We start from the raw sequence: 21,575 nt of genomic DNA, 5'->3' as shown, positions 1-21,575 counted from the left end.
CAGAACCGGCCCTACCCGCCAAAGGGGTTGAGCCGGTGCGCCGCTCCCTTAGGCGGGGGGTGTATGCGAGTCAACCGGTGGAGGAAGCCCAAACCGCGGATCACGTCACTATTCGTGGAAGTTAAGAGGGGCACCGACTGTCACGCTGAGGCGCGGCGCTGGTACGAGTTTGCCACGAACCATCAGGAGCCTGATATTTCTCCCCAGGAGCTGTTTTGAGAATCGCAAGGCACCCTGCGGTGAATGCATATTCCTCAAGAGTGGCATTCGCCGCCTGCGCTCGACTGGCATAGACTGCACGACGCTTGATATTGATATCACCCACAAGCTTCTGCAACGCCGGGGTGCCAGCGCCGACGATGCCTAGGTAACCGTCCATTTTCTCTCCGACCTGGCCGGATGAGCGCGCCGCTTCGTATGCGGGATCTCGCTGTGCCAACGCAGGAGAAGTCATTGCGAGACCAATCCCCGCAGCAGCTATAATGATATTTTTCAACAGGCTGCTCATCTTAGAAAATATCCTCGTTCTCATCGATCGTATTGTTCGCATCTGCCGCAAGACGATAAATCACTTCCTGCCGAATGTTGATATTCAGCTCGATCACGATTGGCTTATCAGGTGCTTTGACTGAAATGCACCCACCAAGCGCAGCCGAACCGACCATCGCCATCAACACTGTCCGCCCCATCCCTCCCAGAAGCTTATCGCGCTCGACCGACGAGTCATTTGGGGAGAGATATTCGTGGATCGATTGGGCACAGATCATGGCCTGTTCTCGCTTTCTTTGGGCTGAACGGGTGTTTTTTCCGATAAGATATCATGCGGTGTAACAGCAGACGGAGGGAGCGAAACGGCAGGTTTCAATCGCTTCCCATCACTTGAAACCAACCCCAGATCACGTGGATCACGCACAGACGCAGGGTCGTACATCGCTTTGATCGAGCTGATAAGCTGATAAAATGGTGCGGAAATATTGACATTGAGGCGAATCGGGAGTGCCGCAATACGCCGGGTGAGGAAGTTTCGTTTCGCCCCTTCACCCTGACGCACACCATCCAGGCTGACATGCGTGATTATCTCGCCAGTCAGCCGCCCTTCCATGGTAAGAACCATCTGGCTGTAATCGATCGATTTAAGAACATCGAAGGCAAAATTCGCGATTGCCCCTTTATCCTTGTATGTCAGTTCACCCAGATAAGAGACATTGCCGCCTGGTGCCCGCGCGATCAGCATGCCGTGATCGATCCGCCCAACTCCATTGCGGTCAAATACAATGGGTACTGTACCGTCGAATATGCCTGTGGCTGCGAGGTTTTCGAGCTCCATTCGCTGAATGAATTGTGCCGCATCGAGGCCGACAATCTCAAAAACGTACCGACGCTCCTCACTCGCGCCGAAGCGCATTTTCGTAGGGTGCAACGTGATCGTGCCGCCCATGAACGGCCATGTTCCCCCGGCAACAGCCAGGTCCTGACCATTCTTCAGCGAGAAGGTGACGCTGCCATTATCAACCTCTATTCCCGGGTTGACCGATGCAATCTGCAAGGTTTGGTTTGGCGCGGTGGTCATTCCAAGCAAATCGGTGAATACCACAGTTCCGCTGGCCCCCTTCACCGGCCCGAATGCTGCAGCGAAGTCCAGCGCATCACTCGAAAAACGACCTGAGCTTGTTATTCCCTTCGCATTCCAGTCGATCCGACCCACACCTCGCACGGTTCCCTTCGCATTTGCCACAACGCCGAGTGCGAGATCCGTCAACTGATCGGGCTGAAGCGCCTTATCGAACACCAACCCCTTCACGGCCAGGTCGGCGGCGCCTGTGGAATTCGCCAGATTATGGACAATCGATACATCCGCCACCTCGCGATGTGAATCTGGCGCCCTGAGCGACGCTGTCGCGTGAACGACACTATCCTTAAGAGTGAGAGAGGCCTCCTCCGCGGCCAGAGGATTGAAACGATCCGCTGAAGCCCGGTCTTCCAGACGGAAACGCCCATTCGCGAGAGTGAGAACACCGTTGGCGTATTTCCAGTCGCCAGCAGCACCGACCATATCCAGCGGCACCGAATAGAGCTTCACGTCCGCGTCCGCGAATGTACCCGCTATCTCGCGTCCGAATGTCGCCTGCAAATTAGATATCCGGAAATCGTTACTCGATCCGCGAGCGCCAAGACCGACATCAACCTCGCGAGCAGTCATTGCGCCGGGATAAGCAAAGCCGATCGGGCCGCTTTTGAGCCGAATCGGAGTGTTTGCCAGCGTGCCCGCGAGGTCAAGCGATGCAACACCGGCAGCGATCCGCAACGCCCCTGCACGCTGCTGAACGATGGGCGCGCCTTTTCTCGGGCAAAGTGTCAAAGATCGTCGCTCAAGAGAGAGTGATGCCATTGTCAGCCCATCGAAACCGACTTTCGTGCAATGCCGCCATAACGCCAGCCCGCGAACGCCAGACCAACTTCCCTCAATCGGCAGTTGCAAGTTGCGCGCCGACCCGCCAGGTAGCGGACCTGACGCTGAGACGCGCCCACGAAATTCGATCGCCCCGGCATCGCTTTGGATAATAGCCAGGTCGGGTATCGCCATACGAGAATCGCCCGACACATATTCCGCCATCCGCATTCGCAAAACGGCGCGTCCGCCCTGTCCGCCTTCCATCCGTCCGACGATCCGAGGCAAACCCTTTCCACCAGTGGCGAGATTGCCGGAAAACTGCAGCCCTTTACTCCCTTCCCCCGACACTTGCACTTGCGACAACGAGAGTAGAGTCGAACCGCTTCCCCCGCGCAAACTCGCCTGAGGAATCACGAGATTGGCTGTCTCGCCCGTTCTGCGCGCAGTTATATCCGCCACGAAACGACTTGCTCGCCCCTCACGCAAAAGAGCGTTGCGAATTTGAGCCAGAAGGGGGGCAGCAAGCGTATCCTTCGCAGCGCGCTCTGCTGTTGCCAGTCTGGCGTCAAGCGCGTCCCCAAGTCGCACACCATTCCCGGCGACACCAGATCGGATTTCAACTCGGCCAAACGCATCGTTGGCTCTCAACGATCCATCCAGCGTCATGACTGCCACGCGCACCTCTGGCAGCGAAAGACCGCGAGCAGCGAGCGTATAGTTTGCCGTCAATGCATCGTTACGCCACACTGCGCGCACTGTACCGTTCACGCCACTTGCTCGCGTATCGGCCGCATTCAGGGCACCTGTCTCCAGCTTTGCCTTGCCCTCGAATCCAGAAAAGGCGCTATCGGCCGTCACATCAGCAAGGAGAGCCACACCTTTCAGCGCTATCTGCTGAGAAGGGCAGTCCAATTCAGCGATTCGCACAGGGCCTGCAAAGTGAGGTTTACCACCTTCAGTCGCCAGTGAACCGTATATTGAGGCCTCTTGCCCCTTGCATTGGCCGCCTTCAATTTTGGGAGCGACAGCAGCAAGCGTCCCCTTGAAGCCATTATCCAATCGCCCCTGCCCTTCAGCCTTAATCCCGATTGGCCCGAAATCACTTTCAATAAGGCCCCGTCCGTCGATCAGGCGGAGATCAAGGGCAGGCAAGCCTGACTGGCTGCTGCGGCCGCTAAATAGGGCTTTATCAAGGGTTCCAAAGCTCAACCTGCCATCCCGCACAGAACCATAAAGCCGCGGGCGGACGAGAGTAATCCGACCGAGTGCGGGTATTCCGAAACGATAATTTATTGCAACCTGGGCATTGGCTATCGTCATATCGGGGCTGTCAGGCTTACCGATGACGATATTTTTCAGAATCTGCCGTTCCGGACCAATGGAATCGATTTCATAAGTTGCAGGAATTCCGTATATTTCGAGCTGGCTGGCAATGAGATTATCGGCAATTTTTTCCCGCGAGAACCACACCGCCGCAACGATTGAGCTAAAAATCACCAACAAGATCAAAAGGATTCGCAGCAACACGCGGCGAGGGCCCGCACTTGTGGCCTCCCCGACGTAATCCTCTGCATCAGTTTCGGCTTCAGCCATTCGTCCCCACTTGCGCGCAAGCCCTGCCAAAGGCAATGCATCAGCGCTCAACGCGATGACGGGGAAAAGGTTGCCTCAGCCTGAAGATTCAATTTCTACGACGCCAGGTGCAAGATCGCACAGCGGAGAAGGGCATCGTTCACGCCTTCGGCAACGATTGTTGCACGGTGGCGCTGAAGCACTGGCTGACTACGAAGTACTCGAATACCTATTATTCGCGGCTAACCCGCGCGGGGATACCAAACCGGTTGCCAAGGCACTTATAGAGAGATTCGGATCGCTTCCAGCGGTTCTCAATGCCGAACCCGCCGTGTTGCAAACAATCAAGGGTGTCGGAGAAACAGCGGCAGCAACCCTCAAGGCGGTCGCCATCGCGACACGCCGCAGTGCTCGTGGACAGGTTCAGCAGAGACCAGTGCTGAGCAGTTGGCAGGCATTGCTCGATTACCTCACGATCGACATGGCGCATTTGACGGTTGAGCGGGTGCGGGTGCTGTATCTCGACACGCGCAATCACCTTATCCTCGACCATCACGTCGGTGACGGTTCGATCGACGAGGCAGCCATCCATCCGCGTGTAGTTGTAAAGAAGGCACTGGAGGTAGGGGCGACCGCACTGATTCTCGTCCACAATCACCCGAGCGGAAACCCAGAACCAAGTCGCGCGGATATTCAGATTACCACGCGCATCTCCGATGCGGGGAAGCTGTTGGGCATAACAGTTCACGATCATGTGATCATTGGCCGCAGCGGACACGTCAGCTTTCGCGCGAAAGGGCTGATTTAGCGATGTGTGTCGCCGCAATCGCATGGAAGACGCACGATCGCTGGCCATTGGTCGTCATCGGTAATCGCGATGAGTACCACGCACGTGCTGCCAAGCCGCTATCCCGATGGGAATGCGACCACCCGATTATCGCAGGACACGATCTGGTTGGCGGTGGCACCTGGCTGGGCGTAAGCGAGACAGGCCGGTTCGCACTCGTCACCAACCGTCGCGGGTTTGGTGCCCCCGACCCGTCCTGTAAATCGCGCGGTGAAATGGTTCGAAGCGTTCTCGCCGATCCTTCAGGCCCCGCCCTTTTAGCAGAGGAGGATCTTAGTCAGTTCAACCCGTTCAGCCTGTTTACTGTCATGGAAGCGAAAGAGTTATCCTTCCACACAATCCGGCCATACGGATTACACGCGCCCCTACCGCCGGGTATTTTCGGCCTCTCCAATGGTTCTTTGGATGAACCATGGCCGAAAACACTATCGCTGAAGGCCGCTGTCGGTGAGTGGTTGGCGGGTAGCCAAGGCAACCGCGCGCCGCTGTTCGCTGCGCTACGAAGTGAAGCTCTGCCGGACGCAGGCATTCCGCCACTCAATCGCTCCGATATCGCGGTGGAACCGCAAGACACCCCGCCCTTCATTCGCAACGATCTGTACGGCACCCGTTGCTCCACCGTAGTAACAGTCGAGTCCAACGGGCACGGTATCATAGAAGAACGCTCCTTCGCGCCCGATGGCAGAGAGACCGGTCGCGTCGAAGTGATGTTTCGCTGGCCACGATTTTCCTAGGCTCACTTCCCCAGTTCGATCCCGTATGCCGCATATTGCGCTTACAAATCAGAGTTTAACTGCAATTCGTTGGCGGCTCTCCAGATACCGGTCTGCCAATAGTCGGCAGAAGAGCCGGACAAATTGCCCACACCCGCCTCACTTGCCTGCGATTGTTGCCACAGGACAGGTGGAAGCCGGCCCTGCATCCAGATCGAGACAGCGACCATCAATCTCCCCCTGCGGAATCGCGACACCCACAAACGGGGCCAGCGTCGGTTCGATATCGACAGTGCGGACCGACAACGGCTGCTCAAACGGAGACAAACCTTTGCGCCAGAACAGGATCGGTACGCGTCGGTCATAGTCATACGGTGAACCGTGCGTCGCGACATACCCCGGCCCCGGATGCGCGATTGGAGTGACGACTTTTTGCAGCAACACAATGATGTCGCCGGAACGCGGGGCGTAAAACGATGCACGGGCACGTTCTTCCAGCGTCCATTCTTCCACCGGCCCGGTTGGTACAGGCACTTGGGCAAGTTCGCGCGCATCGAACACAGCGGCGACCTGCGGATATTCCTTAAGGCGTGTGATTGCCGCAGCCCGAACTTTGTCTTTCATCTCGCCCGACAGATCGCGATTCAGATAGAAATCACCTATCGGCCCTCGTGCGAGCAGCGGCTTCATTCCGTCTGGCAGGCCGAGGTCGGCAGCAATCGCCGCGCCGATGTTGTTCGCTGTCAACTTGCCATCGATCCGGGTCGCCGAAGGATAAGCCTGCATTGCCACGCGTTCAGGCAGGTCGTGGCCGCCGTGATCGGCTGTCAGCATTACGATGTAATCGATGCTCCTGGCATCAAGGAAGGCAAACAACCGCCCCAACGCCTGATCGAGCGACGCCTGCTGGATGCACATCTCCACCCCTTCGTTACCGAACGAATGGCCGATGTAATCGGTCGCAGACAGGCCAAGCGAAAGAACGTCAGGCACTTTGCCCTGCCCCAGTTTCATATCGTCGATCGCCTGTTCGGCAACGCGCACCGTCCAGGCATCCAGTGCCGGACTGGCACGAAACGCACCATCGACCGCCCCCGGGCGATTGAAATGATAAGTGCCCACTGACCCGCCGTCTTTGACTGGAATGGCCCGATTCAGATGGCGGCACGATTCCGGCACGCTCAGGCCATCGGGGTCGGGAGCGGCAAAAACGGGAGCAAGTTCGGCGTTGATCTTCGCCACGCCAGGTTCGACCGTCCGCCCTTTAAGAGTTACAAATTGCCCTTTTTTCCAGAAATAAATCGCGTCGACATTGTTGCCGCCCATCATCAAGGCGGCACGATCTTTGCCCGATACCGCGACATTGCGTGACGCGGGTGAAATTGCCTTGAGCCGTTCGCCAAGTGTCGGGACGAGCAGGTGCACAGCCGATTCGACATAATTGCGATGATCGGTCCCGTCCTCGCGCTCGTCTTCCGCGCAATATATTACCTTGTCCGCCCGCGCCGCGCCCTGATCGACCCAATCGTTGGCGACGATACCGGTGCGTGCCGGATTCGAACCGGTCATGATGGTCGAGTGGCCGGGGCAGGTTTCAGTCGCAGCATGGCTTTGATAGCCGGATGGGAAAACGATCGCATTGGCGAGCCGTTTCAAGCCGCCGGTGTAAGTCTGGCGATACTGCGCGAACAGATCGGCCGAAAACTGATCGACGGAAATGGCGAGCACCAGCTTAGGCGGATCGCTCTTCTCCGGGGTCGCAGGAGGGGCAGTTTCTTCTCCCAACCCCGGAGTTGCTGCGAGAACTCCGAGAGATACCGCAACCGACAGAGGGAGCTTACGCGTTGTTTTCAAGGCAATCGACCTTTCAGGATTCCGAGAATCGGTGAATATAATTTCTCCGTTCGGCGTATTAGATGACAGCAGCGTGTCGGTTGGCAACAGTCCTGTCGGCTTGCGGACTTGCCTTCATTGCCCTCCCCACCTAGCCGCAGCGGCAAAGCACACTCGCCACACACGGAGTCGACAATGGTCCCCCGCTACGCCCGCCCCGCCATGACCGCCATCTGGGAACCGGAGGCACGCTATCGCATCTGGTTCGAAATCGAAGCGCACGCGACAGAAAAGCTCGGTGAGCTTGGCGTTGTCCCGCAAAGCGCCGCCAAGGCACTGTGGGACTGGTGGGCGACCAACCCCAAAATCGACGTGCCTGCGATCGACGCGATTGAGGCGGTGACCAAGCACGATGTCATCGCGTTTCTGACATGGGTTGCGGAACAGGTCGGTGAAGAAGCGCGCTTTATGCATCAGGGGATGACCAGTTCCGACGTGCTCGACACCACATTGGCGGTGCAACTGGCTCGGGCGAGCGATATCTTGCTGGAAGACCTCGACCTGCTGCTGGCAGCGATCAAACGCCGGGCAGAAGAGCATAAATATACGCCCACAATCGGCCGCAGCCATGGCATTCACGCCGAACCGGTGACTTTTGGCCTGAAGCTGGCACAGGCATATGCGGAATTCGCGCGCTGCCGCCAGCGCCTTGTCAACGCACGTGCCGAAATCGCGACATGCGCGATCAGCGGCGCGGTGGGCACATTCGCCAACGTCAATCCACAGGTAGAGGCGCACGTCGCAGAGCGACTGGGCCTGGCGATAGAGCCGGTATCGACACAGGTTATCCCGCGTGATCGCCACGCAATGTTCTTTGCGACTCTGGCGGTAATTGCCGGATCGATAGAGCGCGTCGCAGTCGAGATTCGCCACCTCCAACGTACTGAAGTTCTGGAGGCGGAAGAATACTTCTCACCCGGCCAGAAGGGATCGAGCGCGATGCCGCACAAGCGCAACCCGATCCTGACAGAAAACCTCACCGGGCAGGCGCGGATGATCCGTGCCTATGCCCTGCCCGCACTGGAAAACGTCGCTCTGTGGCACGAACGAGACATCTCCCATTCCTCGGTCGAGCGCTTCATCGGGCCGGATGCGACCATCACCCTCGATTTCGCACTCGCACGTCTGACGGGCGTGATCGACAAGCTGCTGGTCTATCCCGAACGGATGCAGAAGAACCTCGACCGAATGGGTGGGCTGGTTCACTCGCAGCGCGTGCTGCTGGCCCTGACGCAAGCAGGTGTCAGCCGCGAAGATGCCTATCGTCTGGTTCAGCGTAACGCGATGAAGGTATGGGAATCCGATGGCGCGTTGAGCCTGCTGGATTTATTGAAAGCCGATCCCGAAGTAACGGCCGCACTTTCGGATGCTGAGCTGGAAGAGAGGTTTGATCTCGATTATCACTTCAAGGAAGTCGATACGATTTTCGAGCGGGTATTTGGATAACAGGAATGTCCGACCCGGAGCGCGTTACGTGTTCCGGGCCGGGTTCTCTCCGCCCAATCTCAGGCATTTACCGCACACTCGTGCCGCTCCGCAAAATCACGTTGGAGTGAGCCTGCACCGAACCTGTGACTGTGCCAGATAATGCCCACCCTTCCCTTCCGCCGCTCATCGCCCTAGAGACGGGGCAACGCCAATAACGCCGGGAAACGATATGCAGATCGTCCGTACACTCGTCTGGACTGTATTGCTGGTCCTTTTGCTGGCCTTCAGCTTCTTCAACTGGAAACCGGTTGAGGTGCAGATCTGGTCCAATCTGGTGCTCGAAACCAAGGTTCCTGCACTTGTGATCGTTTCGTTTCTGCTTGGGCTGGTGCCGATGTGGTTGCTCCACCGCGGCGTCAAGTGGAGGCTCGGCCGCCGGATCGGCGCGCTGGAGACCGCAGCACGCTCCAAGCTGACTCCACCGCCCGCTCCCCCGGCACCCACACCAACGACAGTCTCGCCTACCGTAACGGAACGAGAGGAACCGCCGGTTGCCACTGTCGACAAACCTGTTTCGCGGGACGATATTGTCGGATGACTAACCCGATTTTCCTTGCTCTCGACATGCCGCAAATCGATGCGGCGAAGGTCATGGCCGAAAAGGTTAAAGCGCATGTTGGTGGGTTCAAGCTCGGCCTCGAATTCTTCTGCGCGCACGGACACCACGGCGTGCGCGAAATCGCGCAGGTGGGCCTGCCAATTTTCCTCGACCTGAAACTGCACGACATTCCCAACACCGTTGCAGGAGCCATGCAATCGATCCATACGCTGGAGCCGTCGATAGTGACTGTTCACGCCAGTGGCGGACGGGCCATGATGGAAGACGCAAAGGCAGCGGCGGGCGATGGCTGCAAAGTTGTCGCCGTCACCATGCTGACCAGCCTCAGCGAACGCGACCTCAAAAGAATGGGGCTGACCTCCAGTGTCGAGGATCAGGTACTTCGGCTGGCAGAGTTGGCGCATACCGCCGGGCTTGATGGGATCGTCTGTTCCGGACACGAAGTTAAGGCCGTCCACAGCCAGTGGAAAGACGGATTCTTCGTTGTCCCCGGCCTCCGTCCGGCAGGTTCGGCAGTCGGCGACCAAAAGCGAGTCGTCACTCCACGCCAGGCACGCGACGATGGTGCCGGGATGCTCGTGATTGGCCGCCCGATCAGCCGCGCCGATGATCCGGTGGAAGCCGCACGGGCAATCGAAGCCACTCTCTGATACCAATTAATTGCGCCGGATTATTCGCGATGCCAGTCGCAATTCGACCTGCCACCCATAGCGATCTCTCGTTGCTACACCCCATGATCGAACGCGCCTATCGCGGGGATACCGCCCGGATGGGCTGGACGCACGAGGCCGATCTGCTCAGCGACACACGCACGGAACGGGCGGAACTTGAAGCGATTGTCGCTGATCCATCTCAAATCCTGCTGATGGCGCAAGATGCTGACGACACCCCTATTGGTTGCGTCAATGTCGCCAAACGCGACGCATCGCTCGCATACCTGGGCATGCTGTGTATCGAGCCACTTCGTCAGGCGCACGGGCTCGGCAGAGAAATGATCGCCGCGGCAGAGCGTTACGCACGCGACACTTTCGGCTGCACCACGATTGAGATGACAGTGCTCGAACAGCGGAGCGAACTCATCGCTTACTATCAGAGGCGCGGCTATGCCCAAACAGGCGAGCGGCGGGATTTTCCCGTTCCGCTCGACCCTCCCTATTTCATGACAGTACTGGCCAAGCCCCTGTCTGGCCCGTTAGAGAGCAATCATGCCTGATACGATGATAAAAATTTGCGGACTGAAAACGCCCGAAGCGGTTGATGCGGCGGTCGATGCCGGTGCCACGCATATCGGGCTGGTCCATTTCGAGCCCAGCCCGCGCCACGTTTCCCTTAGTGACGCAGCCAAACTGCGTCGGCGCGTACCTGACAGCGTCAAGGTGGTGTTGTTGCTGGTCAATATGCAGCCCGCTCCCACGGGGGAAGCGCTCGATGCCGTGCAGCCGGACGTGGTGCAGTTTCATGGCAACGAGACGCCTGAGTGGCTCGCCCTGGTCAAAGAAAAAACCCGATACGAAGTTTGGAAAGCATGGGGGCTGATGAACGCACAATCGCTGGAAAACGTTCTGGCCTATGAAGGGAAGGTCGATCGCGTCCTTTACGACGCGCCGGCAAAAAAGCTGCCCGGTGGCAACGGAGTGCCGCTCGACTGGTCGTTGCTGCGCGAATACCATCACCGCATTGCATGGGGACTTGCAGGCGGATTGACGCCAGACAACGTCGTCGACGCTATCCGCGCAACCGGTGCACCTTTGGTGGACGCGTCGTCTGGGCTGGAAAGTGCGCCGGGCGTGAAGGATATCGACCGGATTGCCGCATTCTGCCGCGCCGTGCGCGAAGCGTGAACCAACCAAAATACCAAAAACCATTTTTCCGGCATTGACCATCGGCACAAGCGTTAGCTTTCGTACGAAAGAACACCTGTGCCGATGGCGATCAACAGACCATCAAAAAGCGAACCCGATCCCGGCCAGCACCATGTTGCCCCGGTCGCTGAACATGTGGCGATATTCGCCCTTCAGATAAATACTTCCAACCAGCGCGCGTTGATAGCCCGCACCGAGATGGGTTGCGCCCCCCGCTTCGGCATGGCTGAACCCACCGGTAACATAAGCCCTGCCATTGGCGGCAACCTTCGTCCCCAAACGACCGGACAGCGCCCAGACATACTCGCCCCCTCGGGACGTAGCCTTATCGACGGAACCTTCCACACCGACAAACTGATTGGCGCCAATTTGCCAGTTATGGCCCACGGCAGTACCGATGCTCGCAGAATTAAAGCGATCCTGCCACACGTATCCGCCGCGAACTTCTGCATAGCTTTCACCAGCATGGGCCGACGCAGAATATACCATTGCAATAACTATAAGTGACAATGACAATAATTTATTGTGCATTTAATATAATCTCCACAAATTAAATCGAATTATAAATTCAAATTCTACCAAATAATAATTCTTTTGGTAAAAAACAATCCGTTTAAATGTTAATTATTTCGCAATTGTGCGGTCCACCGACCCCCCCCCCCATCGCGGCCCGTCATTGCACACGCTGGACATGGTTCGCGCCCTCTGCCAAGCGCCAAACCAATCATGAGCACGATCGCAAACTCGTTTCGCACCCAGCCCGACGATAGCGGGCACTTTGGCCAGTTCGGCGGCCGCTATGTCGCCGAAACGCTGATGCCGTTGATCCTCGATCTGGAAAAGCACTACCGCGCGGCAAAGGCCGATCCGGCGTTTCAGGCCGAATTCGACGACTTGCTGGAACACTACGTCGGTCGCCCTAGCCCGCTCTATTTCGCGGAACGGCTGACCGAGGCGCTGGGCGGCGGGCAGATCTGGTTCAAGCGCGAGGAACTGAATCACACCGGCGCGCACAAAATCAACAATTGCATCGGGCAAATCCTGCTCGCGATCCGCATGGGTAAAACCAGGATCATCGCGGAAACAGGCGCGGGCCAGCATGGGGTCGCCACCGCCACCGTCTGTGCCCGGTTCGGGTTGCCGTGCACCATTTTCATGGGCGCCACCGATGTCGCCCGGCAACAGCCGAATGTGTTCCGCATGAAGCTGCTGGGCGCGGAAGTGGTGCCGGTGGAAAGCGGGGCGGCCACGCTCAAGGATGCGATGAACGAAGCGCTGCGCCACTGGGTCGCCCATGTGGACGATACGTTTTACATTATCGGCACCGCTGCAGGACCGCACCCCTACCCCGAACTGGTCCGCGATTTTCAGAGCGTGATCGGCAAGGAAGCCCGCGCGCAATTGCTCTCCCGCACTGGCAAATTGCCGGACCTGTTGCTCGCCGCGGTCGGTGGCGGATCGAACGCAATCGGGCTGTTCCATCCGTTTCTGGACGATCCCGATGTAAAAATGATCGGAATCGAAGCGGCCGGACACGGTATCGAAAGCGGGCAGCACGCCGCCAGCCTGACGGGCGGCTCGCCCGGCGTGCTCCACGGTAACAAGACTTATCTGCTGCAGGACGCGGATGGCCAGATCACCGAAGCACACTCGATCAGCGCCGGTCTCGATTATCCCGGTATCGGGCCGGAGCATTCATGGCTGCACGAAAGCGGGCGGGTCGAATATCTGCCGGTCACCGACGACGAAGCGCTGGATGCCTTCCAGACATGTTGCCGTCTCGAAGGCATCATCCCTGCTCTGGAAAGCGCCCACGCACTCGCAGCTCTGCCCAAAGTGGCGAAAGACTTTCGCGAGGATCAGATCATCCTCGTCAACGTGTCGGGGCGTGGAGACAAGGATATCTTCACGGTGGCCGACGCGCTGGGAGTGAAGATTTGAAGCGCGGAGCGATCATCGCCACTGCCCAGCTGATGGTCGTGGTTCGCAAACGCCATTTTGGAATGCCACTATGAATCGCATCGCCGCCACTTTTGCCAAACCGCGCCCTGCGCTCGTCTGCTTCCTGACTGCGGGCGACGGGGACACCGCCGCCAATCTCGACGCGCTGGTCGCAGGCGGGGCCGATGTGGTCGAGCTGGGAATGCCGTTCACCGACCCTATGGCCGATGGCCCGGCGATTCAGAAAGCTAACCTCCGCAGCCTGGGTGCAGGGACAACAACGGCAGACGTACTTGCCAGTGCCAGCGCCTTTCGCCAGCGGCACCCGCATATACCACTGGTACTGATGGGTTACGCCAATCCGATGGTCCGGCGTGGGCCCGAATGGTTCGCCAGCGCCGCGAAGGAAGCAGGCGTCGATGGCGTGATCTGCGTCGATATTCCACCTGAAGAGGATGCCGCGCTCGGTCCAGCATTGCGCGAATCTGGCATTTCACCAATCCGTCTGGCCACGCCGACCACCGATGCCGCACGATTGCCAGCCGTTCTCGATGGGTCGAGCGGGTTTCTCTATTACGTCGCCGTTGCCGGTATCACCGGGATGCAGCAAGCCGCCATCGAATCGATCGAAGCCAATGTGACCCGCATCAAGCAATCGACTGATATCCCCATTGCGGTGGGTTTCGGCGTGAGAACGCCTGAGCAAGCTGCAGAGATCGCGAATGTTGCCGATGGCGTCGTGGTCGGTTCCGCACTGGTCGAACTGGTTGAAAAATATGGTGCAAACGCGCCGGAACACATCAGAACACTCACTGCATCGCTGGCCGATGCGATTCATGGCGCGCGGTAATCCGTCTTTCGGCGGAGCAAGTGTTGCGCTAGGTCCGCGATGACGAGAAATCAAAAAGGTCGAATGAAATGAGCTGGCTCACCCGCGTCCGCAACTCGCTGCCGTTCGTTGCCAAGCGCGAGACGCCTGACAATCTGTGGATCAAGTGCCCCAGTTGCCAGGAAATGCTTTTCGTCAAAGAATACGAAGAGAACCTGTCGGTATGCCCGCGTTGTGGCCATCATGGCCGGATCAATGCCGATACGCGGCTGGCGCAGCTGCTCGACGAAGGGTTCGAACTGCTCCCCCAGCCCGAAGTGCATGAAGATCCGCTCAAGTTCCGCGATACCAAGAAATATGCCGACCGCATCAAACAGGCACGCGCCAAGAATCCGCACCGCGATGCGTTCAGCGTCGGTTCGGGCTCCATCGATGGGCGCCCTGCCGTTGTCGGGGTTCAGGATTTCAGCTTCATGGGCGGCAGCATGGGCATGGCTGTAGGCGCTGCATTCTGCGCCGGTGCGGAGCAGGCGCTGGCTCGCGGTTGCGGCTATATCGTCTGCACCGCAGCTGGCGGCGCGCGGATGCAGGAAGGTATCCTGAGCCTGATGCAGATGCCCAAGGCGACGGTTATGACGCGTCGGCTGAGGGAAGCGGGCCTGCCCTATATCGTCGTGCTGACCGATCCCACTACCGGCGGCGTTACAGCCAGTTACGCCATGCTGGGCGACATTCATGTGGCCGAACCGGGCGCATTGATCGGGTTTGCCGGGCAACGCGTGATTCAGGACACCATTCGCGAGCAACTGCCCGAAGGGTTCCAGCGCGCCGAATATCTGCACAAACACGGGATGGTCGATATGGTCGTGCCGCGTGCTGAACTGAAAGAACGGCTGGCGACACTGCTCGATTACCTCCAGCCCGCGAAGGCCGCGTGACCCAGCCCCCTCTCCAGATCGGGAGGGGCTTGCGATGAAAGATTTTGCACGATCGGACGATCCGGCAGTTCGGGACCAACTGGACCGGCTGGCGAAACTATCGCTGCCACAGGGGCGACTGGGGCTGGAAACGATCCGCGCATTGCTGGCGCGGCTGGACAACCCGCAGGATCGCTTGCCGCCCGTGTTCCATGTGTCGGGCACCAATGGCAAAGGGTCCACCTGCACTTACTTGCGCTATATCCTCGAAGCAGAGGGATTGACGGTACATACCGCGACCAAACCGCATCTGGTGCGTTATAACGAACGCATCCGCATCGCAGGCAAGTTGATTTCCAATGCCGAACTGGCGGGATTATTGCGCGAAGTGCTGGATGCAGGTGAAGACCTCTCTCCCAGTTTTTTCGAAGTCACCACCGCTGCAACCTTCCTCGCCTTCGCCCGGCATCCTGCCGATGCCTGTATTGTTGAGGTGGGTCTGGGCGGGCGGTTCGATGCCACGAACGTGATCGAACATCCGGCTGTGTGCGGGATCGCAAGCCTCGGCCTCGACCATGAGGCGTTTCTGCTCTCCCCGGAAGAAGGCACTCCAACCGAACCTCTCGCACGAATCGCGTTCGAGAAAGCGGGTATTGCCCGCCCAGGAACGCCTCTGGTCACGCAGAGATACCCGGCCGCCGCCGCGCTTGCCGTGACGCAAACTGCCACCCGTGTGGGTGCGAGACTGAAAATGCGCGGGTACGAATGGGATGCCCGCACGAGCGAGGATGGGCTCGAATATTCTGACAAGGCGGGCGCCCTTTCCCTCCCCCTGCCCGCTCTTCCCGGCGCGCATCAGGCCGATAATGCTGCGCTCGCCATCGCTATGTTGCGCCATCAGGATAGCTTGGTTGTGAGCCATGCGGCAATGAAACAGGGGTTGCGCGCCGCAAAATGGCCCGCGCGCCTGCAGCGCCTGTCGCACGGCCCGCTCGCCGCGCTGGTGCCGGGGCACGACCTGTGGCTAGACGGGGGCCATAATCCCGATGCCGGCGCCGCTATCGCCCGCCATTTTCCCGGCCCGGTTCATCTGGTCATCGGGATGCTGGTGAACAAAGATCCAGAAGCAATCGTCAACCCGCTGGCAGACAGACTGGCCAGCCTGACCGTTGTGCCCATTCCTGGCAGCGAGGCGCATGATGCGACTGCCTTTGGTGCGGACGCCGTTGCGGCAGAGTCGGTTTCGGATGCGCTCACCGCAATCGGTTCGGACGGTGCGCCAGTTCTTATCGCCGGGTCACTCTACCTCGCGGGCGAAGTGCTCAGACTGAACGGAGAGCTGCCGGACTGATCGGGGTAATCGGCGCGACCGAAAGGCTGCGCCGACCGGGTCACCCCTACACCGCCGGATCGTTCCGCGCGTCGCCTTCCCCCACTTCTCCGGCGGTGCCCATCGCGGCATCGACCAGTCCGGTTCGCATCATCCACCAGAACAGCACGATCCCCGGCAGCGCCAAAACCGTGGTCAGCAGGTAGAAATCGACATAACCGAACGCCTCGATCAGCGATCCTGCGGTCGTGCCTGTCAGGAACCGCCCCACCGCGCTCGCCGCCGCGCTGATCAGCGCATACTGCGCCGCGGTAAAGCGAAGATCACACAGCGCCGAGAAATAGGCGACAACCACGACACCGCCATAGCCGCTGGCGAAGTTTTCAAATCCGATCGCCCCAGCCATGCCGATATTCGAATGCCCCGCAGCCGCGAGCAAAGCGAAGCTGAGGTTCGACACCGCCATCAGGATCAGTGCGATCAGCACGGACCGCTTGAGACCCAGTTTGGCGTAGATAATCCCGCCCACAAACACGCCGATGATCAGCGCCCAGAAGCCCACGCCGACATCGTACAGCGCGATTTCATCATTGCTGAACCCCAGATCGTCGAACAACAGGCGGAACGTCAGGTTCGCCAAGGTGTCGCCGATTTTGTGAACAAGGATAAATGCCAGCACCAGCCACGCGCCACTGCGCCGGAAAAATTCCGCAAACGGACCGGCGATCGACTGCCAGATTTCGTCTATCGATCGTTTCTGGGCCACGACTTTGCGCCGCTCCGGTTCGCCCAGAACCAGCGCAGTGATCATGGCAGGCAGCGCGAACACAGCGCACACCATATACGCTGCGCTCCACCCCATGCGGCTCGCCACAACCAGCGCGAGCGCGCCGGCCGCCGCGGCCCCGATACGCCAACCATATTGGCTCATCCCCGAACCCGTGCCGAGTTGATACGGTTTGAGCGTTTCGATGCGATATGCATCGATCACGATATCGAAGCTCGCCCCGGCGAGGCCCAGCAGAACCGCGCTGGTCGCTGTCCAGTATATGTCCCCTTGCGGATCGGACAGAGCGAGATTGATCACCGCCGCGATCACCAGCACCCCCGTGACACACATCCATGACACGCGCTGCCCCATTGCGCCGATGACCGGCAAACGGACGCCGTCTATAATCCACGCCCACAGCGGTTTGAGGTTATAAACGAAGAATGCCAGCGTGAACGCCGTGATGGTCGATTTCTCGATGCCATCCTGCGCCAGTCGCGTAGTCAGCGTGGAGGCCAGCAGCGCAAACGGAAAACCGGACGACACGCCCAGAAAGAACGCCGCCAGCGACTCTTTCTCCAGATATGGCCGCACCGAATCCCACAGGCTGCGCCGTTCGTCGGATATCGTTTCGGCCATTCCCTAGCGTCCTTCACGTTTAACAGGTTTCGTGCGACACTTAGACCAACGAGAGAGGATTAAGGAAGCGTCGCAATGGCACAGACCATCACCGCTCCGGGGAAAAAACCCACAGCTGGCCAGCTTGCATTGGCTCAGGCCGTCGCGCGTGGGGAACAGCGCAGTGAAATCGGCATCACTACGGTTCCGGCAGATGTTTACACCGACCCCGCGCATTTCGCGCGCGAGAAGGCAGCTTTGTTCGACCGACTACCACAGGTTATCGCACCGAGCGCTCTGCTGCCCGAATCGGGTATGGTCGTGCCGCACGATGCCACCGGCCGGCAACTGCTGCTCACGCGGGACAAAGCGGGGCAGATACATGTGTTCCACAATGTCTGTCGACACCGCGGAACCCGGCTGGTCGAAGGAACCGAGGCGCAGTGTGCCGCGCGGTTGGTGTGCCCATATCATGCGTGGACATATCGCCTCGATGGCGGGTTGATCGCCCTGCCCCGGCCGGAAACCTTTCCCGGCATGGACAAAAGCGAGTTCTCCCTCGTCGAACTACCCAGTTGCGAAACCGGTGGACTGATCTGGTTTTCGCCATTCGACAGCGCCGATTTCACCCATGCTCAGCAAGTGGGCGAAGACATGGCCGCGTTCGGGGCTCAGGATCATTTCCTGTTCCGCCGGAAAACGCATACCGTGCGCGGCAACTGGAAGCTCATCATGGATGCCTTCCTCGAAAGTTACCATGTGCTGCGTCTGCACGCGAAAACGATTGCGCCGTTTTTCAAAGATGGCGTGACCAGCGGCGATATGATCGGTCCCCATGCCCGCTCTGCTGTTGGCCGCGCGGAGGAACTGGATGGCGTGGATCTGACCGATATGGCGGCGGTGCGCCGGTTCGTGACGTTTGCGTACCAGCTATTGCCCGCCACCGTTATCATTCCAAGCCCCGACTATATCAATGTAATGGTCCTGATGCCGCAGTCACACGACTGCACGTTGGTGGAAGACTTCATGTTGATCCCCGAAGCGCCCGCGTCCGACAAGGCACGTGAGCATTGGGAACGCAGCTGGGCTTTGCTCGACGGAGGGGTATTTGCCAGCGAAGATTTTCGCGCAGCCGAGCTGGGGCAACAGGGGCTGGAGACCGGAGTGGTCAGTGAAATAACCCTCGGCACACTGGAAACCGGCATCCACCGCTTCCACCAGACGGTGAGCGAGGCGTTGCGCGCAGCCAATTGAAGGCCTAACGCGCGCGCCATGTCACAGTCGGACCGGCCTCAGGGCGAACGCATCGCAAAACTCCTCGCCCGCGCGGGTATCGCCAGTCGACGCGAGGTCGAACGTATGATCGATGCCGGTCGCGTCGCCATCGACGGTAAAGTGCTGGAAACCCCGGCCACGATCATTCCCAACCTCAAAGGGGTGACGGTCGATGGCAAGCCGGTGGGCCGCGCCGAACCGACCCGCGTATTCGCCTTTCACAAGCCCACCGGGCTGATTACCGCCGAATACGACCCAAAGGGCCGCCCCACTATCTACACCGCTTTGCGCAATGCTTTGCCGAAGGGTACACCGCGGCTGATGCCGATTGGGCGGCTCGACATGAATACCGAAGGTCTGCTGCTGCTGACCAACGACGGCGAACTGAAGCGCGCGCTGGAACTGCCGTCATCGAATGTACCGCGCACATATCGCGCCCGCGCTTTCGGTGATGTGACACAGGATCAACTGGAAGCGCTGATCGAAGGCGTCACTATCGACGGGATGCATTATGGCCGGATCGATGCCGATATGGAGCGGCGCACCGGCCGCAACCAGTGGATCGTGATGAGCATTACCGAAGGCAAAAACCGCGAGGTGCGCCGCGTGCTCGAACATCTCGGGCTGGAAGTGAACCGCCTGATCCGCGTCGGATATGGCCCCTTCGAACTGGGCGATATGCCACGCGGTACTGCGATGGAAATTCCGCAGCTTCAGGTCGAACGGTTACGCAAACAGTTGGGCCGCGAAAACAAATGAGGATCATTGCTGGCGAATGGCGCGGTCGCAAACTTGTCGCGCCCAAAGGGGAAGCGACACGGCCCACCGCCGATCGGACACGCGAAACACTGTTCAACATGCTCACCAGTCGGGTTGGCGATTTCGAAGGGTTGGCGGTGGCCGACCTTTTCGCTGGTTCCGGCGCGCTGGGGTTCGAAGCTCTTTCGCGCGGGGCCGCCTCGTGCCTGTTCGTCGAACAGGACGATGCCGCACTGAAAGCAATCCGTGCGAATATCGCATCGCTCGACGCCCGCCCCCGGTGTGAAGTGCGCGCCGGTTCGGTCATGGCGCTTGGCCCGGCCAAAAAGACATACGATCTTATCCTGCTCGACCCGCCCTATGATACCGGCGCGGGCGCAGTGGCGCTCGACCGGCTGCACCGGCTGGGCTGGATAGGCGAAGCGACATGGGTCGCTCTGGAAACCGGCGCGAAGGAAGACCCGGCGGTGAAATCTCTGGCGCTGAGCACGACCCGCAAAGTCGGGCGCGCCGCGCTGCATCTGCTGCACGGCGCGCCCTGAGCGATCAAGCGAGGTTAGTTGGCGTCAGGCGTTTCGCCGCTGTCGCTGGGCGATGCATCGAGCGCTTCCGCACGGGATTCGAACTGCTGCCAGGCAGCTTCCCGCTGGCTTTCGGGCACGGACATCAGCGCCGAACGACTATCGGGCGCAAGTCGCAGGAAAGCTTCCTTGCGATTATCGGCCAGAGTCCAGAAATAGGTCTGCTCATCCGCGCCAAGGCTGTCGTAAGCTGCGCGACCCTGAGGCGTCCACGCATCGTATGCAGCCTTCTGCTCGGCGGTCATCCCGCTGGCGTCGGCAGGCGCTTCGGCTGCGGGGGCATCCGCAGCGGCATCGACATCCTGCGCCAGAGCGGAGGCACTCGGAAGGGCAATAGCGGCGACCATCAGTGTTTTGACTATATTACGCATTATTAACTCCTAATCCTGCGTAACGAACACTCAGTCTTCACCCCACCCGTGAAGACCCATTCTGTTTGGCGTTTGATGGCAGAAACCTCAATCCGTAGGCTGATCGCCCCACCGCAGCCCTCAGTCGACCAGCCGGTTACCGTGGCATTTATGCGGTCAAACGAAAACGGCGCCTCCCTTATTGGGAAGCGCCGCCCTCTCCATCAGTCTCAAGCGACTGAAATGGATTCTACTTTTTCATTTCGCTAGCGGGTTTGCCCGGCCAGTGGTCGAGCGGCTTGGTCACACCCTTACCTCGTTTACCGGCTTCCCAGGCATTGATGCAGTTGTCCTGCTGGTTTTTGGAACAGACGGGCAAATCGCCACTGGGCGGACTGGCATCGGCGGGCGTGGCCTGCACCACTTCGCCGCTCACGAAACGCGGCGCGGCGGTGCTGGCCGTGGCAGCGGCGGTCGTGGCGGCAGCTGCGGTGCCGGATGCGACCGGCGGCGGGGCACCGTTCATCTGTGCGGTGATCGAAGTCCATGCGGCGGTCTGTTGCTCGGGCGTCATAACCAGAACTTTGCCGCGCTGATCGGGTGTCAGCACCCACCAACCATCTTGCTGTGTGGGGGTGAGCGTCCAGTAATAGACCTTATAGTTGTCCGGCCAGCTATCGTAATCTGTCTGCCGCTCGGCGGGCCAGCCATCGTAGGCCGCCTGCTGCGTGTCGGTCATAACAAAGACATCGCCGCTGGCGTCGGTGGCGACAACAGTTTCGTCCTGAGCAAAAGCTGCCGATGCGGGCATCGCCAGAGCAAGTGCTGCGGCGGTTGCAATCAATGTGCTCTTCATAGGTCAATTCTCCGCTTATTGCAT

Annotated in this window: 22 protein-coding genes; 14 read left to right on the top strand and 8 right to left on the bottom strand. The window is 59.3% G+C overall.

From position 1 onward, the window contains the following. Positions 1 to 121 precede the first annotated feature (121 nt). Genes D6858_RS10460 through D6858_RS16355 form a run of 3 tightly spaced genes read right to left on the bottom strand, consistent with a single transcriptional unit; the run spans position 122 to position 3,985 of the window. On the bottom strand, positions 122 to 508 hold the full coding sequence (locus tag D6858_RS10460; RefSeq protein ID WP_120109940.1) for a YdbL family probable chaperone protein: 387 nt from the start codon (positions 506 to 508) through the stop codon (positions 122 to 124). Position 509: 1 nt separating this feature from the next. Beyond that, a complete protein-coding gene (locus tag D6858_RS10455; RefSeq protein ID WP_318286437.1) occupies positions 510 to 767 on the bottom strand; it encodes a YnbE family lipoprotein in 258 nt (85 codons plus the stop codon). Then, positions 764 to 3,985 carry an intermembrane phospholipid transport protein YdbH family protein gene (locus tag D6858_RS16355; protein ID WP_120109938.1) on the bottom strand — a complete coding sequence of 1,074 codons (3,222 nt, stop codon included), beginning with the start codon at positions 3,983 to 3,985 and terminating at the stop codon, positions 764 to 766. Before D6858_RS16355 ends, D6858_RS10455 begins: the two co-directional genes overlap by 4 nt. 55 nt (positions 3,986 to 4,040) lie before the next feature. Between D6858_RS16355 and radC the strand changes: the two genes are divergently transcribed. Together radC and D6858_RS10440 are read left to right on the top strand one after the other, a co-directional pair. Further along, positions 4,041 to 4,772: a RadC family protein gene (gene radC / locus D6858_RS10445; RefSeq protein ID WP_120110686.1), complete on the top strand. Its 732-nt coding sequence runs from the start codon at positions 4,041 to 4,043 to the stop codon at positions 4,770 to 4,772. 2 nt (positions 4,773 to 4,774) lie between these two features. Then, a complete protein-coding gene (locus D6858_RS10440; RefSeq protein ID WP_120109936.1) occupies positions 4,775 to 5,545 on the top strand; it encodes an NRDE family protein in 771 nt (256 codons plus the stop codon). Positions 5,546 to 5,683: 138 nt separating this feature from the next. On the opposite strand, the gene D6858_RS10435 is transcribed toward D6858_RS10440, so the two are convergent. Further along, positions 5,684 to 7,309: an alkaline phosphatase family protein gene (locus D6858_RS10435; protein ID WP_120109934.1), complete on the bottom strand. Its 1,626-nt coding sequence runs from the start codon at positions 7,307 to 7,309 to the stop codon at positions 5,684 to 5,686. Positions 7,310 to 7,552: 243 nt separating this feature from the next. On the opposite strand from D6858_RS10435, the gene purB reads away from it, so the two are divergent. From purB to D6858_RS10410, 5 genes are all read left to right on the top strand, one after another. Beyond that, a complete protein-coding gene (gene purB / locus D6858_RS10430) occupies positions 7,553 to 8,863 on the top strand; it encodes an adenylosuccinate lyase (protein WP_120109932.1) in 1,311 nt (436 codons plus the stop codon). 211 nt (positions 8,864 to 9,074) lie between these two features. Continuing rightward, the gene (locus D6858_RS10425) at positions 9,075 to 9,443 is read left to right on the top strand and encodes a hypothetical protein (protein ID WP_120109930.1); all 369 of its coding nucleotides are present in this window, start codon (positions 9,075 to 9,077) and stop codon (positions 9,441 to 9,443) included. Beyond that, positions 9,440 to 10,114, top strand: coding sequence for an orotidine-5'-phosphate decarboxylase (pyrF, locus tag D6858_RS10420; RefSeq protein ID WP_120109928.1), 675 nt, complete (start codon positions 9,440 to 9,442; stop codon positions 10,112 to 10,114). Before D6858_RS10425 ends, pyrF begins: the two co-directional genes overlap by 4 nt. A gap of 83 nt (positions 10,115 to 10,197) precedes the next feature. Continuing rightward, positions 10,198 to 10,677 (top strand): GNAT family N-acetyltransferase, encoded by a 480-nt coding sequence (locus D6858_RS10415; RefSeq protein ID WP_240623812.1) that lies wholly within the window; start codon positions 10,198 to 10,200, stop codon positions 10,675 to 10,677. Then, positions 10,670 to 11,305 (top strand): phosphoribosylanthranilate isomerase, encoded by a 636-nt coding sequence (locus D6858_RS10410; RefSeq protein ID WP_120109924.1) that lies wholly within the window; start codon positions 10,670 to 10,672, stop codon positions 11,303 to 11,305. Before D6858_RS10415 ends, D6858_RS10410 begins: the two co-directional genes overlap by 8 nt. A 102-nt stretch (positions 11,306 to 11,407) precedes the next feature. Here D6858_RS10410 and D6858_RS10405 read toward each other — a convergent pair whose 3' ends face one another. After that, a complete protein-coding gene (locus D6858_RS10405) occupies positions 11,408 to 11,815 on the bottom strand; it encodes a hypothetical protein (RefSeq protein ID WP_120109921.1) in 408 nt (135 codons plus the stop codon). Positions 11,816 to 12,052: 237 nt separating this feature from the next. Between D6858_RS10405 and trpB the strand changes: the two genes are divergently transcribed. The 4 genes from trpB to D6858_RS10385 all read left to right on the top strand — a co-directional run bounded on the left by trpB (position 12,053) and on the right by D6858_RS10385 (position 16,364). Then, on the top strand, positions 12,053 to 13,267 hold the full coding sequence (gene trpB, locus D6858_RS10400) for a tryptophan synthase subunit beta (protein ID WP_120109919.1): 1,215 nt from the start codon (positions 12,053 to 12,055) through the stop codon (positions 13,265 to 13,267). Positions 13,268 to 13,337: 70 nt separating this feature from the next. After that, complete coding sequence (gene trpA, locus D6858_RS10395) at positions 13,338 to 14,117, top strand: tryptophan synthase subunit alpha (RefSeq protein WP_120109917.1); 780 nt, start codon at positions 13,338 to 13,340, stop codon at positions 14,115 to 14,117. Between the two features lie 68 nt (positions 14,118 to 14,185). Continuing rightward, entirely contained in the window at positions 14,186 to 15,034 is an 849-nt protein-coding gene (accD, locus tag D6858_RS10390; RefSeq protein ID WP_120109915.1) for an acetyl-CoA carboxylase, carboxyltransferase subunit beta, read from the top strand. Positions 15,035 to 15,068: 34 nt separating this feature from the next. Further along, positions 15,069 to 16,364, top strand: a complete 1,296-nt coding sequence (locus tag D6858_RS10385) for a bifunctional folylpolyglutamate synthase/dihydrofolate synthase (protein ID WP_120109913.1) — start codon at positions 15,069 to 15,071, stop codon at positions 16,362 to 16,364. A 46-nt stretch (positions 16,365 to 16,410) separates the two neighbouring features. On the opposite strand, the gene D6858_RS10380 is transcribed toward D6858_RS10385, so the two are convergent. Further along, positions 16,411 to 17,751 carry an AmpG family muropeptide MFS transporter gene (locus D6858_RS10380; protein ID WP_120109911.1) on the bottom strand — a complete coding sequence of 447 codons (1,341 nt, stop codon included), beginning with the start codon at positions 17,749 to 17,751 and terminating at the stop codon, positions 16,411 to 16,413. A gap of 75 nt (positions 17,752 to 17,826) precedes the next feature. On the opposite strand from D6858_RS10380, the gene D6858_RS10375 reads away from it, so the two are divergent. The 3 genes from D6858_RS10375 to rsmD are packed head-to-tail and all read left to right on the top strand — an operon-like array spanning position 17,827 to position 20,306. After that, positions 17,827 to 18,984 carry an aromatic ring-hydroxylating oxygenase subunit alpha gene (locus tag D6858_RS10375; protein WP_120109909.1) on the top strand — a complete coding sequence of 386 codons (1,158 nt, stop codon included), beginning with the start codon at positions 17,827 to 17,829 and terminating at the stop codon, positions 18,982 to 18,984. An 18-nt stretch (positions 18,985 to 19,002) separates the two neighbouring features. Then, positions 19,003 to 19,764 (top strand): pseudouridine synthase, encoded by a 762-nt coding sequence (locus tag D6858_RS10370; RefSeq protein WP_120109907.1) that lies wholly within the window; start codon positions 19,003 to 19,005, stop codon positions 19,762 to 19,764. After that, positions 19,761 to 20,306: a 16S rRNA (guanine(966)-N(2))-methyltransferase RsmD gene (gene rsmD / locus D6858_RS10365; RefSeq protein ID WP_120109905.1), complete on the top strand. Its 546-nt coding sequence runs from the start codon at positions 19,761 to 19,763 to the stop codon at positions 20,304 to 20,306. Before D6858_RS10370 ends, rsmD begins: the two co-directional genes overlap by 4 nt. Positions 20,307 to 20,320: 14 nt before the next feature. On the opposite strand, the gene D6858_RS10360 is transcribed toward rsmD, so the two are convergent. Then, positions 20,321 to 20,716 carry a hypothetical protein gene (locus tag D6858_RS10360; protein ID WP_133305276.1) on the bottom strand — a complete coding sequence of 132 codons (396 nt, stop codon included), beginning with the start codon at positions 20,714 to 20,716 and terminating at the stop codon, positions 20,321 to 20,323. A gap of 229 nt (positions 20,717 to 20,945) precedes the next feature. Further along, positions 20,946 to 21,551: a hypothetical protein gene (locus D6858_RS10355; RefSeq protein WP_120109901.1), complete on the bottom strand. Its 606-nt coding sequence runs from the start codon at positions 21,549 to 21,551 to the stop codon at positions 20,946 to 20,948. Positions 21,552 to 21,575: the final 24 nt, after the last annotated feature.

Source organism: Tsuneonella suprasediminis (assembly GCF_003605755.1).
Lineage (GTDB): Bacteria > Pseudomonadota > Alphaproteobacteria > Sphingomonadales > Sphingomonadaceae > Tsuneonella > Tsuneonella suprasediminis.
Note: the sequence above shows the minus strand (reverse complement) of the source record. Positions and strands in the feature narration are given on the sequence as shown.

Coding starts and splice junctions, on each gene's coding strand:
- D6858_RS10460 (WP_120109940.1), bottom strand. CDS start 508: ATGAGCAGCCTGTTGAAAAATATCATTATAGCTGCTGCGGGGATTGGT.
- D6858_RS10455 (WP_318286437.1), bottom strand. CDS start 767: ATGATCTGTGCCCAATCGATCCACGAATATCTCTCCCCAAATGACTCG.
- D6858_RS16355 (WP_120109938.1), bottom strand. CDS start 3,985: ATGGCTGAAGCCGAAACTGATGCAGAGGATTACGTCGGGGAGGCCACA.
- radC (WP_120110686.1), top strand. CDS start 4,041: ATGACGGGGAAAAGGTTGCCTCAGCCTGAAGATTCAATTTCTACGACG.
- D6858_RS10440 (WP_120109936.1), top strand. CDS start 4,775: ATGTGTGTCGCCGCAATCGCATGGAAGACGCACGATCGCTGGCCATTG.
- purB (WP_120109932.1), top strand. CDS start 7,553: ATGGTCCCCCGCTACGCCCGCCCCGCCATGACCGCCATCTGGGAACCG.
- D6858_RS10425 (WP_120109930.1), top strand. CDS start 9,075: ATGCAGATCGTCCGTACACTCGTCTGGACTGTATTGCTGGTCCTTTTG.
- pyrF (WP_120109928.1), top strand. CDS start 9,440: ATGACTAACCCGATTTTCCTTGCTCTCGACATGCCGCAAATCGATGCG.
- D6858_RS10415 (WP_240623812.1), top strand. CDS start 10,198: ATGATCGAACGCGCCTATCGCGGGGATACCGCCCGGATGGGCTGGACG.
- D6858_RS10410 (WP_120109924.1), top strand. CDS start 10,670: ATGCCTGATACGATGATAAAAATTTGCGGACTGAAAACGCCCGAAGCG.
- D6858_RS10405 (WP_120109921.1), bottom strand. CDS start 11,815: ATGGTATATTCTGCGTCGGCCCATGCTGGTGAAAGCTATGCAGAAGTT.
- trpB (WP_120109919.1), top strand. CDS start 12,053: ATGAGCACGATCGCAAACTCGTTTCGCACCCAGCCCGACGATAGCGGG.
- trpA (WP_120109917.1), top strand. CDS start 13,338: ATGAATCGCATCGCCGCCACTTTTGCCAAACCGCGCCCTGCGCTCGTC.
- accD (WP_120109915.1), top strand. CDS start 14,186: ATGAGCTGGCTCACCCGCGTCCGCAACTCGCTGCCGTTCGTTGCCAAG.
- D6858_RS10385 (WP_120109913.1), top strand. CDS start 15,069: ATGAAAGATTTTGCACGATCGGACGATCCGGCAGTTCGGGACCAACTG.
- D6858_RS10380 (WP_120109911.1), bottom strand. CDS start 17,751: ATGGCCGAAACGATATCCGACGAACGGCGCAGCCTGTGGGATTCGGTG.
- D6858_RS10375 (WP_120109909.1), top strand. CDS start 17,827: ATGGCACAGACCATCACCGCTCCGGGGAAAAAACCCACAGCTGGCCAG.
- D6858_RS10370 (WP_120109907.1), top strand. CDS start 19,003: ATGTCACAGTCGGACCGGCCTCAGGGCGAACGCATCGCAAAACTCCTC.
- rsmD (WP_120109905.1), top strand. CDS start 19,761: ATGAGGATCATTGCTGGCGAATGGCGCGGTCGCAAACTTGTCGCGCCC.
- D6858_RS10360 (WP_133305276.1), bottom strand. CDS start 20,716: ATGCGTAATATAGTCAAAACACTGATGGTCGCCGCTATTGCCCTTCCG.
- D6858_RS10355 (WP_120109901.1), bottom strand. CDS start 21,551: ATGAAGAGCACATTGATTGCAACCGCCGCAGCACTTGCTCTGGCGATG.